Here is a 14,104-nt window from a genome sequence, read left to right on the forward strand (position 1 = left end):
TTTACTGCATTACTGCTGGGCCTTCTTCATCAAGCGCAGATTGACGAGGGACATCGCCGCGACAAGGATGAAGATCAGCGTGGAGATCGCGGCCGCCAGGCCGAAGTCCGAGCCCGAATCGCGGAAGGCGATGCGGTAGGTGTAGGACACCAGGATGTCGGTCTGTCCCGCCGGGATCTTGGTGCTGAGGTAGTCCGGCCGGCCGTCCGTCAGCAGCGCGATCAGCACGAAGTTGTTGAAGTTGAAGGCGAAGGCGCTGACCAGGAGCGGCGCCAGCGGCTTGATGATCAGCGGCGCGGTGATCTTGAAGAAGTTGGTCAGCGGGCCGGCGCCGGCCAGGGCCGAGGCTTCGTACAGGTCCGAAGGGATCGCCTTCAGCAGGCCCGAGCACAGGATCATGATGTACGGATAGCCCAGCCATACGTTCACGATCACCAGCATGATCTTGGCCAGCAGCGGGTCGGCAAACCAGGCCGGCTTCACGCCCACCAGTGCATCGAGGATGGCGTTGATCTCGCCGAAGTTCTGGTTGAACAGGCCCTTGAACACCAGGATGGAGATGAAGCCCGGCACCGCATAGGGCAGGAAGAGCAGGGTGCGGTAGGTGCCGCGGTACTTCAGGTCTTCCCAGTTCAAGAGCACGGCGAGCAGCATGCCGATGGCGGTGGCGAACAGCACGGTGGTGAAGGAGAAGATCACCGTCCACGTGAAGATCGCGAGGAAGGGGCCGCGAAACTCTTCGTTCAAGAGCATGCGCTTGTAGTTCTGCGTGCCGACCAGCACCTTGTAGCCGGGCTGCAGCGCTTCTCCTTGCACGTTCTCGAAGAAGCCGGTGTCACCGTTGGGCTTGTAGACCTGGCCGTCGGCCACGCGCTTGAGGCTGCCGTCGGGCAGCGATTCCCAGTGCCTACGGACAGGTCCGAATTCGCGCAGGCCCAGGTAGTGCAGGGCTTCGGCCTGGCCAGGCATCTGCAGGGCCAGATGCGAGAGTGCCTCGCGATGCTGGATCAGTTCGCGCAAGGGCAGGGCGGCCTGCAGCGGGCTGGCCAGCGGCAGCGGCTCGGCGGCCACGTCGCGCATCTCGACCTTGAGCTCGCCGCGCAGCTTGCGCAGCGCCAGCGGCGTGGACACCCAGCGCGGCTCGCCGCTCGCGGCATCGCGCAACACCAGGCGGAACTCGGCGCCATCGGCATGCAAGCTGTAGGGCAGCACCTGCTCCTCCACGGCCTCGTGCTGGTCCAGCAGGTATTCGCGCACCCGCTCTTCGGTCAGCAGATGCGGCGAGGAGTAGTTGGTGAACCCTATCACCGCCGTGTAGACCAGCGGGAAGGCGATGAAGACCAGCATGCCGGCGATGCCCGGGAAAAGGTAGCGCGCGGCAAACGCGGCCTTGCTCACATAGACGTAGAAGCCGGCACTGAACAGCGCGAGCACGCCCAGGGCCCAGTAGGTCTGGCCCGAGGCATGGATCAGGAAGACCAGGTAGAGCGAGGCCAGCAAGGCGATGCCGGTCAGCGGCCAGCGCAGGAGGCGCGCGAATCTCTCCAGCGCGCTGGGCGGCAGGCTGCTGTAGGCCTGGCGATGGACGGGGGCGGTGGTGGCGTTCATGTTTGTGACTCCACTCACTTGGCGGTCTTGAGCCGCATGCGGCCGGAGGCGCCATCCAGCGCGTCCTTGGGCGATTGCAGGCCGTTGGTAATGGCCTCCAGCGCCGCGTCCATCGCGGTCCAGAAGCGGCCCACCTCGGGGATGTTGGGAATCGGCTCGCCGGCGCGGGCGTTGTCCATGCTGGCCTTGATCAAGGGGTTCACCGCGAGCTCGGCATAGAAGGCCTTGTTGGCCGGCACGCCTATGGGCACGTCGGCATCAAGCACCTTCAGGGCCTCGGGCCGCATCAGGTGGTTCTCGATGAACTCGATGGCGATGTCCTTTTGCTTGCTCGGCGCCGAGACCATGCAACCCAGCACGCCCACAAAGGGCTTGGACGGTTGGCCCGCCACGGCGGCCGGAATGGCGGCCACGCCGAAGTCGATCTTGGCGCGGCGTGCGTTGTCCCAGGCCCACGGGCCGGAGATCATCATCGCCACGGTGCCGCGGGCGAAGCCGGTTTCCATCTCGGAGTAGCGCGCGCCCTTGGGCATGTGGCCTTCCTTGACCAGCCGCTCCAGCATCTTCGCGCCGGCCAGCGCGCCTTCGTTGTTGACGCCCACTTGATCGGGGTCGTACTCGCCTTGCGCATCGCGACCGAACACGCGGCCGCCCGGCCCGGCCAGCAGCGGCCAGCTGAAGAAGCTCTTGTTGTAGTCCCACAGGATGGCGTGCTTGCCCTGCTGCTGCAGCTGTTTGTCCAGCGCGATCAGCTCCTCCATCGTGGCGGGCGGCTTGGGCACCAGGGCCTTGTTGTAGATCAGGCCGGTGGTCTCGATGGCGATGGGGTACGACCAGAGCTTGCCGCGGTAGGCCATCGCCTTCCAGGCCGCTTCCTCGTTCTCTTCGCGCAGCTTCCTGCCGGGGCGGATGGCGGTCAGCAAGCCGGCCTTGGCCCATTCGCCTATGCGGTCATGCGGCCAGCAGAAGATGTCCGGGCCCTTGCCGGCGCCGGCAGCCTGCTGGAACTTCTCCGGCGCATCGACCGGATGCTCGACCACGACCTTGACGCCGCTGGCCTTCTCGAAGGCGTTGCCGACCTTCTGCAGGCCGTTGTAGGCCTTGTCGCCGTTGATCCAGACCAGCAGCTTGGGGGCGGACTGGGCCTGCGCCGCATGGACGGCCAGCAGTCCCAGCGCGAGGGCGAGGGCGGTGGCCTTGTTCATGCGCCCAGCTCCGGCGCGGCGAGGCGGCGGAAGGCCTGGCCTTGTTCATCGAACAGGTAGAGCGCCTCGGCCGGGAATTGCAGGTCCAGCATGGAGCCGCTGCGCAGCCGGTCGCAGCCGTTGCGGCCTTCAAACTGGCAGGTCAGCGGTTCTTCGAGGCCGGGGTAGGGGCAGTAGGCAAAGGTCAGGCCGCCCAGCGACTCGACAAAGGCCACCGTGGTCTGGAACAGGTTGCCTTCGCCGCCGACGCGGATGTGCTCGGGCCGCACGCCCAGCGTGACCTTGTCGCCGACCTTGGCGCGGCTGGCGTCCACCAGGGTGCGCATCGTCAGGCCGCCGGCCAGCCTGACCTCGGCTTCGCCCGCCGAGATCGAGGCCAGCTCGCCAGCGAGGAAATTCATCTTGGGGCTGCCGATGAAGCCGGCCACGAAGAGATTGCAGGGGTGCTCGTACAGCTCCAGCGGCGAGCCGACCTGCTCGATCTTGCCGGCCGAGAGCACCACGATGCGGTCTGCCAGCGTCATGGCCTCGACCTGGTCATGGGTCACGTAGACCATGGTGGTCTTCAGGTCCTCGTGCAGCTTGGCGAACTCGTAGCGCATGCGCACGCGCAGGGCGGCATCGAGGTTGGACAGCGGCTCGTCGAACAGAAAGACCTCCGGCTTGCGCACGATGGCGCGGCCTATGGCCACGCGCTGGCGCTGGCCTCCCGAGAGGTCCTTGGGCTTGCGGTCCAGCAGATGCTCGATGTGCAGGATCTTTGCGGCGTTGCGCACGGCGCCGTCGATCTCGTCCTTGGGCACCTTGGCCAGCTTCAGGCCGAAGGCCATGTTGTCGTACAGATTCATATGCGGGTACAGCGCATAGGACTGGAACACCATGGCGATGCCGCGCTCGGCCGGCGGCACCTCGTTCACCAGGCGGCCGCCGATTCGCAGTTCGCCGCCGGTGATCTCTTCCAGGCCGGCGATGGTGCGCAGGAGCGTGGACTTGCCGCAGCCCGAGGGGCCGACGAAGACCATGAATTCGCCGTCGCGAATCTCCAGGTCGATGCCATGCAGGATCTTGACGTCGCCGTAGGCCTTGGCGACTTGGGAAAGCTGGACGTCGGCCACTTGTCTGTCTCCGTGCCGGTCGGCTCAAGGCCGCGGCTATTTGGGTGGGTGCCGGACAGGCCGGCTCGGGAAGCTGGCGCGAATATACCGTTGAAAATGTAGTGATACAACATGGTATCCACCGGGGCTTTTTCGGGTCTTCGCCTAGAATAAAGGCCTCGTCGCCTGGGTTGGTGGATTTACCGATGTAGTGAAACTACACAAATCCTTGGCGGTTTGCGATACTGCGCGGCAATCGCCGGCCTCGGCCGGTCCTGCAAGCGCGCCTGCGCCAAGGGCGCATCGGAGCCGGAATCCCATGAAAGCAAGCACGCTGTTCGCGACCCTCAAGAACGCCGCCATGAGCACCCAACCCACGCCCGTCCAAGCTGCCTTCAAGACCGCCCTGGCCCGTGAGCTGCGCGGCGCTGCCGATGCAGGCAGCCGCGAAGCCCTGATGCGCGCCGCCGCTGCCGCCTGCCGCGAGCAACTGGCCGAGCGCTGGGCCGACACCCAGGCTGCCGATGCCAAGCGCGGCGTCGATGCGCCGGTGCGCCGCGTCCATTACCTGTCGATGGAATTCCTGATGGGCCGGGCCCTTGGCAATGCCATCGCCGCCCTCGGCCTGGACGAAAGCCTGCGCGAGCCCTTCGCCGCCCAGGGCCAGGCCTTGCCCGATGTGCTGGAGCGCGAGAACGACGCGGCCCTGGGCAATGGTGGCCTGGGCCGCCTGGCCGCCTGCTTCCTTGACTCGTTCGCCGAGCTGGGCCTGCCTTCCTTCGGCTATGGCCTGCGCTATGAATACGGCATGTTCGCCCAGGGCATACAGGACGGCCGCCAGGTCGAGCGGCCGGACGACTGGCTGCGCCTGGGCAATGCCTGGGAAGTGCCGCGTCCCGACGTGCGCTATCCGGTGGGCTTCGGTGGCCGCATCGAGGTCGATGCCGACGGCAGCCGCCGCTGGGTGCCGGCAGAGCGCCTGGTGGCTCAGGCCTACGACTTCATCGTTCCCGCCCACCACAGCGAGCGCGTCTCCACGCTGCGCCAGTGGCATGCCAGTGCCGAGGCGCCGATCGACTTCCACAGCTTCTGCCGCGGCGCCTATTCGCAGGCGGCCAAGCACCGGGTGCAGGCCGACGCGATCAACTGGGTGCTGTACCCGGACGACTCGACCGACCCCGGCCGCGAGCTGCGCCTGAAGCAGGAGGCCTTCCTGGTCAGCGCTTCGCTGCAGGACCTGATCGCCCGCCACCTGCGCGAGTTCGGCTCGCTGCACAACCTGGGCAGGACCAATGTCATCCACCTGAACGACACCCACCCGGCGCTGGCGCCGGCCGAGCTGATGCGCCTGCTGCTGGACGAGCATGGCCTGGGCTGGGACGAGGCCTGGGCCATCACCGGCCAGGCGGTCTCGTACACCAACCACACGCTGATGCCCGAGGCGCTGGAGAAGTGGCCGCTGTACCTGTTCGAGGCCCAGCTGCCGCGCCACCTGGAAATCATCTTCGAGATCAACCACCGCTTCATGGAAGAACTGAAGGCGCGCTTCCCCGGCGATGAAGGCCTGATGAACCGGGTCTCGCTGGTCGAGGAAGAGGGTGGCTACGGCAGTGGCGGCGAGCGCCGCGTGCGCATGGCCCACCTGGCCATCGTGGCCTCGCACCGGGTCAACGGCGTGGCGGCCCTGCACAGCGAGCTGATGGTGCAGACCATCTTTGCCGACTTCGCCCGCATCTACCCGGAGCGCTTCCACAACGTCACCAACGGCGTGACCCCGCGCCGCTGGCTGCAGCAGGCCAATCCGCAGCTGTCCAGCCTGATCGACGGTCGCATCGGCACGAGCTGGCGCAAGGACCTGGCCCAGCTGGGCAAGCTGAAAGAGCTGGCGGATGACGCCGAGCTGGGCCGCCAGTTCCGCTCGGTCAAGCGCGCCAACAAGGAGCGCCTGGCGGCCCTGATCCGTCGCGAGCTGGGCATTGCCGTCAATCCGGACAGCCTGTTCGACGTGCAGATCAAGCGCATCCACGAGTACAAGCGCCAGCTGCTCAACATCCTGCATGTGATCGCGCGCTACCAGGCCATCGTCGCCAACCCGGGCGCCAACTGGACGCCGCGCACCGTGGTCATCGCCGGCAAGGCCGCCTCGGCCTACCAGATGGCCAAGTCCATCATCCAGCTGGCCCATGACGTGGGCCGTGTGGTCAACAGCGACCCGCGCGTGGGTGACAAGCTCAAGCTGGTGTTCCTGCCCAACTACGGCGTCTCGCTGGCCGAGACCATCCTGCCGGCGGCCGAGCTGAGCGAGCAGATCTCCACCGCCGGTACCGAGGCCTCGGGCACCGGCAACATGAAGTTCGCGCTGAATGGGGCGCTGACGATTGGCACCTGGGACGGCGCCAACATCGAGATGGCAGAAGCCATGGGCACGGAGAACATGTTCGTCTTCGGCCTGCGCACCGAAGCCGTGGCCAAGATCAAGACGCTGGGCTACGACCCGCGCCTCTACGTCGAAGAAAACCGCCAGCTGAAGGCCGTGATCGACGCCATCGCCTCGGGCGAATTCAGCGGCGGCGACACCCACCGCTACAAGGCCCTGGTGGACAAGTTGCTGGGCCACGATCCCTATCTCTTGATGGCCGACTTCGCCGACTACGTCGCCACGCAGCTGCGCGTCGATGCGCTGTACCAGGACCCGGTGGCCTGGAACCGCCGCGCCATCCTCAACGTCGCCGGCATGGGCTGGTTCTCGTCGGACCGCACGATTGCCGAATACGTGGAACGTGTCTGGTCGGTGAAGAGCCTGAGCTGACCCTTTGACGATGCTGTCCGACCCGGAACTGCAGGCCCTGCTGGGCGCCCGACACCCGGATCCGTTCGCGGTGCTGGGCCTGCACGCCGACGAGGACGGCAAGCTCTGGCTGCGCGCGCTGCTGCCCGGCGCGGCTGGCGTGATGGTGCTGGAGGCGGCCAGCCGCAAGGTCGTGGCCACGCTGCCGCACCGCGAGGGCGGCCTGTTCGAGGCCCAGCTGGGCCGGCGCCGCAAGCGCTTCGACTACCGGCTGCAGGTGCGCTGGGACAACGGCATCGAGGGCTGCTATGCCGATGCCTATGCCTTCGGTCCGCAGCTGCTGGACGAAGACCTGGGCCTGCTGGCCCGCGGCGAGCATCCGCGGCCCTTCACCCAGCTCGGCGCGCATGGGCTGGAGCAGGGCGGTGTGGCCGGCGTGCGTTTTGCCGTCTGGGCGCCGAATGCGCGCCGCGTCGCCGTGGTCGGCGGCTTCAACAACTGGGACGGCCGCCGCCATGCGATGCGGCTGCGCCACGAGGCCGGCGTCTGGGAGCTGTTCGTGCCCGATGTGCAGCCGGGCGACCTCTACAAGTTCGAGATCGTCGGTCCCGAAGGGCAGCTCCTGCCGCCCAAGGCCGACCCCTATGCACGCGCCGCACAGCTGCGGCCCGAGACGGCCAGCGTCGTGGCCGCGCCGCTGAACAAGCCGCGGGTTCTCAGCGGCGCGCGGGCTGCGGCCAACCGCCGCGATGCGCCCATCAGCATCTACGAGGTCCACGCCGCGTCCTGGCGCAAGCCCGATGGCCGCTTCCCGAGCTGGGACGAGCTGGCCGCCGAGCTGCCGGCCTATGCGGCCGACCTGGGCTTCACCCATCTGGAGCTGATGCCCATCAGCGAGCATCCTTTCGACGGCTCCTGGGGCTACCAGACCCTGGGCCTGTTCGCCCCGAGTGCGCGCTTCGGCCCGCCGGAGGGTTTTGGCCGTTTCGTGGCCGCCTGTCACGACCAGGGCCTGGGTCTGCTGCTGGACTGGGTGCCGGCGCATTTCCCGTCCGATGCCTTCGGTCTGGCCCAGTTCGACGGCACGCATCTGTACGACTACGCCGACCCGCGCGAGGGCTTCCACCGCGACTGGAACACGCTGATCTACAACTTCGGCCGCAACGAGGTGCGCCAGTTCCTGACCGGCAATGCGCTGTACTGGACGGAGCGCTGGGGCGTGGACGGTCTGCGCGTCGATGCCGTGGCCTCGATGCTGTACCGCGACTATTCGCGGCCGGCCGGCGAATGGATTCCCAATGCCGACGGCGGCCGCGAGAACCTCGAGGCGATCTCGCTGATGCAGCGGGTCAATGAACGCCTGGGCCTGGAGTCGCCCGGCGCGATCACGCTGGCCGAGGAGTCCACCAGCTTTGCTGGCGTCTCGCGCCCCACCTCGGCCGGCGGCCTGGGCTTCCACTACAAATGGAACATGGGCTGGATGAACGACACCCTGCGCTACATGCACGAGGATCCGGTCCACCGCCGCTGGCACCACGACAAGATGACGTTCGGGCTGGTCTACGCCTTCAGCGAGAACTTCGTGCTGCCGATCTCGCATGACGAGGTGGTGCACGGCAAGGGCTCGATGCTGGCCAAGATGCCGGGCGACGACTGGCAAAAATTCGCCAACCTGCGCGCCTACTACGGCTTCATGTGGGGCCACCCGGGCAAGAAGCTGCTCTTCATGGGCCAGGAGTTCGCCCAGCCCGATGAATGGAATCACGACCGCAGCCTGCCCTGGCAGCTGCTGCAGGATCAGCGCCATGCCGGCGTGCAGCGCCTGGTGCGCGACCTCAATCATGTCTACCGCGAGCTGCCGGCCCTGCACAAGCTGGACTGCGAGAGCGCCGGCTTCGAATGGTTGCAGCAGGAAGATCGCCAGCAATCGGTGCTGGCCTGGCTGCGCCGCGACGGCGAGGGCCATGAGGTGATCGTGATCTGCAATTTCACGCCGGTGCCGCGGCCCGACTACCGGCTGGGCGTGCCGCCGGGCACCAAGGCCTGGCGCGAGCGGCTCAATACCGATTCCGCCCATTACGGCGGCAGCAATATGGGCAACCTCGAAGCGACGCTGAGGGTGGAGAAGAAGGCGGCGCAAGGGCGGCCTCTGTCGATCTCGGTCAGCCTGCCGCCGCTGGCGACGTTGGTGCTGGTGCCGGCATGAAGCTGCCTGCGCAAATCGACGAAGGCAGGCACGAGCCGCTGGGCGCCGAGCCGCGCGACGGCGGCGTCAATTTCGCCGTGGTGTCCGAGCATGCCAGCCGCATCGAGCTCTGCCTGTTCGACACCGACGGCCAGCGCGAGCTGCGCCGCTACGAGCTGCACGGCCCGCACGACGGCGTGTTCCACGGCTTCCTGCCCGGCGTGGGGCCAGGTCTTGTCTACGGCCTCAGGGCCCATGGGCCCTACGAGCCCGAGCATGGCCATCGCTTCAATCCGCACAAGCTGCTGCTGGACCCCTATGCCCGCGAGATCGTCGGCCATTTCCGCTGGGCGGCCGAGCAGCATGGCTACGAGCTGGGCCACCCGGATGGGCCGCGCTCCTTCGATGCGCGAGACAACGCGACCCAGGCGCTGAAGGCGAGGGTGGCCGAGCCGCTCACCGGTCCGTCGCCGCGTCTGAACGCACCGCGCCATGCGCCGCAGGAGCTGCTGCTGTACGAAGTCCATGTGAAGGGCTTCTCCATGCAGCATCCCGGCATCCCGGACGAGCTGCGCGGCAGCTACGCGGCGCTCTCCCATCCGGCCGCCATTGCCCACTTCAAGAAGCTGGGCGTGACCACGCTGTCGCTGCTGCCGGTGCAGTACTGCGTGGACGAACCGCATCTGCACGGCAAGGGCCTGCGCAACTACTGGGGCTACAACACCCTGGGCTTCTTCGCGCCCGATCCGCGTTTGGCTCGGCTTGAGAATCGACGCGATCCGGCGGCGGTGACGGCCGAGTTCCGCGCCATGGTCCAGGCGCTGCACGAGGCCGGGCTGGAGGTGGTGCTGGACGTGGTCTACAACCACACGCCCGAGGGCAACGAGTTCGGCCCCACCTTGAGCTTCCGCGGCCTGGACCACCGGCTCTGGTACCGCCTGGCCCATGACGACCGCAGCCGCTGCGAGAACCTGACCGGCTGCGGCAACACGCTCAATGTCCAGCATCCTCGCGTCGCGCAGTTCGTGCTGGACTCGCTGCGCTACTGGGTGCAGGAGCTGGGCGTGGATGGCTTCCGCTTCGACCTGGCGCCGGTGCTGGGCCGCGGCCCGCATGGCTTCGAGCCGCAGGCAGCTTTTTTCGCCGCGCTGAGGCAGGACCCGCTGCTGGCCGGCGTCCACCTGATCGCCGAGCCCTGGGATGCGGCCTATGACGGCTATCAGCTGGGCCGCTTCCCGGGTCGCTTCCTGGAATGGAACGACAAGTTCCGCGACGCGGTGCGCGGCTACTGGCTGGGCACGGGCAAGGTCGGTCGCGGCGAGTTCGCGCGGCGCTTCACCGCGTCCAGCGATGTGTTCCACCACGGCCAGCGCCGGCCGGTGGCCTCGGTCAACTTCGTCGCCGTGCATGACGGCTACATGCTGAACGACGTGGTCAGCTACGGCCACAAGCACAACCAGCTGAACGGCGAAGACAACCGCGACGGCCGCGACGGCGAGCTCAGCGCCAACTTCGGCGTTGAAGGGCCGAGCGAGGACGCAGCAATCCGCGCCACGCGCGAGCGGGTCCGCCGCGCCATGCTGGCCACGCTGCTGCTGGCTCAGGGCACGCCGATGCTGAACGCCGGCGACGAGATCGCCAACAGCCAGCAGGGCAACAACAACGCCTACTGCCAGGACAACACCGTCGGCTGGCTGGACTGGCCGCAGGCGGATGCGAGCCTGACTGACTTCGTGGCGGCGTTGAGCCGCTTGCGTCGCAGCGAACCGCTCTTGCATCACGCCCGCTGGTTTGCCGGCCCCGGCCACGAGAAGCCGGGCGATGCCTGCATCTGCTGGTTCAGCCCGGCCGGCCATGAGATGCAGGTGCACGACTGGCATGCCTCGCAGCTGGCTTTCGCATGCCTGCTTCGCGAGGCCGGTGCCTCGCAGGCCCGGCTGGCGCTGGCCTTCAATCCCGAGGCCGAGCCCCAGGGCTTCCACCTCACCACGCAGGCCTTCGAACTGCTGCTGGATTCCAGCGGCGAGCTGCCGGCCGGCACGCGCATCGCCGCCGGCCAGGCCTTCCAAGTCCCGGCGCGCAGCCTCTTGCTGCTGCACGCGCTCTAGAACCCCGGATAGACCAGAGAGAAAACCATGGACCTGAACCAACGCACTGCCGGTGTGCTCCTGCACATCACATCGCTGCCCGGCCCGCATGGCATGGGCGATTTCGGCCCGGCGGCCTACCAGTTCGTCGACTGGCTGGCCTCGGCCGGCCAGGGCCTGTGGCAGCTCTTGCCGACCACGCCGATCGGTCCGGGCGATTCGCCCTACCAGGGTGTGTCGGCCTTTGCCGGCAGCCAGTGGATGGTGGCCTTCGAGCCGCTGGTGGCCAAGGGCTGGCTCGCCGCTCCGCAGCTGCCCGAGGGCGGCTTCGATGCGCTGAAGGTGGACTACGGCCGCGTGCTGCCCTGGCGCGAGCAGCAGTTGCGCGCCGCCGCAGCCGGCTTCGCTGCCAAGGCCACGGCCGCGGACAAGGCCGCTTTCGCCACCTGGTGCGAAGCGCAGAAGGACTGGCTGGACGACTATGCGCTTTTCATGGCGATCCGCTCGCCCTTGAACGGCCAGCCCTGGTGGGACTGGCCGGCCGGCCTGGCGCGCCGTGAGGCCGCCGCCATCGCCGAGGTCCGCAAAACCCACGCCGCCGAGATCGCGTTCTGGCAGTTCGTGCAGTGGTGCTTCGACGTGCAGGCCGGCGAGCTCAAGGCCTATGCCAACGCCAAGGGCGTGCACCTGATGGGCGACCTGCCGATCTTCGTGGCGCATGACAGCGCCGACTGCTGGTCGCGCCCTGACCTGTACTCGCTCGACGAGAACTTCCAGACCACGGTGGTGGCCGGGGTGCCGCCCGATGCCATGTCGACGGCCGGCCAGCGCTGGGGCAATCCGCTGTACCGCTGGGACCGCATGGCGGCCGAGAACTACGCCTGGTGGACCGCTCGCGTGAAGCGCGCGCTGAGCCAGGCCGACGTGTTCCGCATCGACCATTTCCGCGGCTTCGCCGGCTATTACGAGATTCCGGCCAGCAGCCCCGATGCCAAGCAGGGCCGCTGGCTGCAGGGCCCGGGCAAGCCGCTGTTCGATGCCATCGAGGCCAGCCTGGGCAAGCTGCCCATCGTGGCCGAGGACCTGGGCTTCATCACCGACGACGTGCACGAGCTGCGCGACGGCTGCGGCTTCCCCGGCATGAAGATCCTGCAGTTCGCGTTCGGCGGCGAGACCGATCACGAGTTCCTGCCGCACATGTGGCCGCGCGAAAGCGTGGCCTACACCGGCACGCACGACAACGACACGGTGCTGGGCTGGTGGCGCGGCGCTTCGGCGCGCGAGCGGGCCTATGCCGGCTCCTACCTGGCCTGCGGCGAGCACGACGTGCACTGGGCCATGATCCGCGCCTGCTGCAACTCGGTGGCCAACATCGCCGTGTTCCCGCTGCAGGACGTGCTGGGCCTGGGCGCCGAGCACCGCATGAATGTGCCGGGCGTGCTGGGCGGCAACTGGGCCTGGCGCTTCAGCTGGGAGATGCTGGGCGCCGAGCCCGCCCGCGTGCTGGGCCTGATCAGCGCCGCCAGCGGCCGCGCGCCGGCCAAGTTCCTGAACCTGCCCTGAGAGCAAGAGAAAGCAACGCCGCCATGCACATGACGACGACCGAGATCTACCTGATCGCGATGGCGATCATCTTCAGCGTGCCCTACCTGCTCTGGCGGCTGGGCGACATGGACTACTTTGCGCCGCTGGTGGTGGTGCAGATCATCACCGGCATCCTGCTGGGGCCGGGCATCCTGGGCCGCATGTTCCCGGAGTACTACAGCTTCGTGTTCAACCCGCAGGTGGTGCAGTCGCTGAACGGCGTGGCCTGGTGGGCGGTGATGATCTTCGTCTGGATCGCCGGCATCGAGCTGGACCTGAAGAAGGCCTGGCAGCATCGCCGCGAGAGCTCGATCACGGCCGGCCTGGCCCTGGGCACGCCCATGCTGTTCGGCTGCGGCGCGGCCGGCTTGATGCTGATGTCCTCCGGCTGGATGGGTCCGCAGGCGCAGAGCTGGCAGTTCATCGTCGGCGTTGGCATGGCCTGCGCCGTGACGGCCCTGCCCATCCTGATCCTGCTGATGGAGAAGCTGGAGATCCTGCGCCAGCCGGTGGGCCAGCGCATCCTGCGCTATGCCTCGCTGGACGACATCGCGATCTGGGGCGTGCTGGCCCTGATCCTGATGGACTGGCAGCGCATTGGCCGGCAGGGCGCCTTCCTGGCGGTGTTCGCACTGGCGACCTGGCTGTTCCGCAAGCTGATGCGCGCCGTGCCCGAACGCGACCGTTGGTACCTAGGCCTCGTCTGGCTCGCCGTCTGCGCCTTCGGTGCCGATTGGGCCGGCCTGCACTTCATGGTCGGTGCCTTCCTGGCCGGCGCGGTCATGGATGCCGAATGGTTCGACCAGGCCCAGATGGACGCGCTGCGCCACCATGTTCTGCTGGTCGTGATGCCGGTGTTCTTCCTCTCCACCGGCTTGCGCACGCAGTGGGATGTGGGCGGCTCGGCGGTTTTCCTGGCGGCGGGCCTGCTGCTCGTCGCCTCGGTCAGCGGCAAGCTGATCGGCGTGCGCATCGCTGGCCGCGTGCTGGGCTGGCAGAAGGGCGAGGCTTCGATCATCGGCTGGCTGCTGCAGACCAAGGCGCTGATCATGATCATCTTTGCCAACATCCTGCTGGACAAGCAGATCATTACCAGCGAGACCTTCACGGCCCTGCTGCTGATGGCGGTGGCCAGCACGATGCTGACGGTGCCTATGGTGGCGCCCAAGCTGAGGCGGCTGCAGGAACTGGTGTTGCGGACGAGTTGAGTTTGGCTTGGGCGTCTGCGGCGGGGCGTCGCCAGCAGGCCCGGCAGAGCCCGCTGCGGGGCGCAGGCGTGCAGGTCGGCCCTAAGGGCCGACTGCCCTCGGTGCTCGCAGCCCGGGTCGCAGCGCATAACTCACTACGCTCCCTTCGGTGCGCTCCGTTCAGACAAACGCGCTGAGTCAGATGGACGAAGCGCGCATTCGCGCGCCGACCCGGACTGCTGCGCTCTCGGCTGCCCACATGCGCCCCGCAGCGGGCTCTGCCGGGCCTGCAACCACGAGGGTGGCATGCGAAGAATTCGGCGCACGCCATGGCGGTTCAGCCCAGACGCGGGCCGGGCAGCCGCT

General features: G+C 67.7%; 8 protein-coding genes. 5 read left to right on the forward strand and 3 right to left on the reverse strand.

Annotation, left to right across the window (positions count from 1 at the left end; genetic code table 11):
* Window positions 1-9 precede the first annotated feature (9 nt).
* Genes malF through QT382_RS01115 form a run of 3 tightly spaced genes read right to left on the reverse strand, consistent with a single transcriptional unit; the run spans window position 10 to window position 3,928 of the window.
* Window positions 10-1,608 (reverse strand): maltose ABC transporter permease MalF, encoded by a 1,599-nt coding sequence (gene malF, locus QT382_RS01105; protein ID WP_289252204.1) that lies wholly within the window; start codon window positions 1,606-1,608, stop codon window positions 10-12.
* Window positions 1,609-1,622: 14 nt separating this feature from the next.
* On the reverse strand, window positions 1,623-2,813 hold the full coding sequence (gene malE / locus QT382_RS01110) for a maltose/maltodextrin ABC transporter substrate-binding protein MalE (RefSeq protein ID WP_289252205.1): 1,191 nt from the start codon (window positions 2,811-2,813) through the stop codon (window positions 1,623-1,625).
* The gene (locus QT382_RS01115) at window positions 2,810-3,928 is read right to left on the reverse strand and encodes an ABC transporter ATP-binding protein (protein ID WP_289252206.1); all 1,119 of its coding nucleotides are present in this window, start codon (window positions 3,926-3,928) and stop codon (window positions 2,810-2,812) included. Before QT382_RS01115 ends, malE begins: the two co-directional genes overlap by 4 nt.
* Before the next feature lie 298 nt (window positions 3,929-4,226).
* Here QT382_RS01115 and QT382_RS01120 point away from each other — a divergent pair, with 298 nt between their 5' ends.
* Genes QT382_RS01120 through QT382_RS01140 form a run of 5 tightly spaced genes read left to right on the forward strand, consistent with a single transcriptional unit; the run spans window position 4,227 to window position 13,759 of the window.
* Window positions 4,227-6,716: a glycogen/starch/alpha-glucan phosphorylase gene (locus QT382_RS01120; protein WP_289252207.1), complete on the forward strand. Its 2,490-nt coding sequence runs from the start codon at window positions 4,227-4,229 to the stop codon at window positions 6,714-6,716.
* A 10-nt stretch (window positions 6,717-6,726) separates the two neighbouring features.
* Complete coding sequence (gene glgB, locus QT382_RS01125) at window positions 6,727-8,901, forward strand: 1,4-alpha-glucan branching protein GlgB (protein WP_289254665.1); 2,175 nt, start codon at window positions 6,727-6,729, stop codon at window positions 8,899-8,901.
* Complete coding sequence (gene glgX, locus QT382_RS01130) at window positions 8,898-10,988, forward strand: glycogen debranching protein GlgX (RefSeq protein WP_289252208.1); 2,091 nt, start codon at window positions 8,898-8,900, stop codon at window positions 10,986-10,988. Before glgB ends, glgX begins: the two co-directional genes overlap by 4 nt.
* Before the next feature lie 27 nt (window positions 10,989-11,015).
* Entirely contained in the window at window positions 11,016-12,530 is a 1,515-nt protein-coding gene (gene malQ / locus QT382_RS01135; RefSeq protein WP_289252209.1) for a 4-alpha-glucanotransferase, read from the forward strand.
* A gap of 23 nt (window positions 12,531-12,553) precedes the next feature.
* Window positions 12,554-13,759: a cation:proton antiporter gene (locus QT382_RS01140; protein ID WP_289252210.1), complete on the forward strand. Its 1,206-nt coding sequence runs from the start codon at window positions 12,554-12,556 to the stop codon at window positions 13,757-13,759.
* The last annotated feature ends 345 nt before the right edge of the window (window positions 13,760-14,104 follow it).

The organism is Pelomonas sp. SE-A7, from assembly GCF_030345705.1.
In the GTDB taxonomy this organism is placed as follows: domain Bacteria; phylum Pseudomonadota; class Gammaproteobacteria; order Burkholderiales; family Burkholderiaceae_C; genus JAUASW01.

Excerpts from the sequence above, each read along its gene's own strand:
- malF (WP_289252204.1), bottom strand. The coding sequence starts at position 1,608 with ATGAACGCCACCACCGCCCCCGTCCATCGCCAGGCCTACAGCAGCCTG.
- malE (WP_289252205.1), bottom strand. The coding sequence starts at position 2,813 with ATGAACAAGGCCACCGCCCTCGCCCTCGCGCTGGGACTGCTGGCCGTC.
- QT382_RS01120 (WP_289252207.1), top strand. The coding sequence starts at position 4,227 with ATGAAAGCAAGCACGCTGTTCGCGACCCTCAAGAACGCCGCCATGAGC.
- glgB (WP_289254665.1), top strand. The coding sequence starts at position 6,727 with ATGCTGTCCGACCCGGAACTGCAGGCCCTGCTGGGCGCCCGACACCCG.
- glgX (WP_289252208.1), top strand. The coding sequence starts at position 8,898 with ATGAAGCTGCCTGCGCAAATCGACGAAGGCAGGCACGAGCCGCTGGGC.
- malQ (WP_289252209.1), top strand. The coding sequence starts at position 11,016 with ATGGACCTGAACCAACGCACTGCCGGTGTGCTCCTGCACATCACATCG.
- QT382_RS01140 (WP_289252210.1), top strand. The coding sequence starts at position 12,554 with ATGCACATGACGACGACCGAGATCTACCTGATCGCGATGGCGATCATC.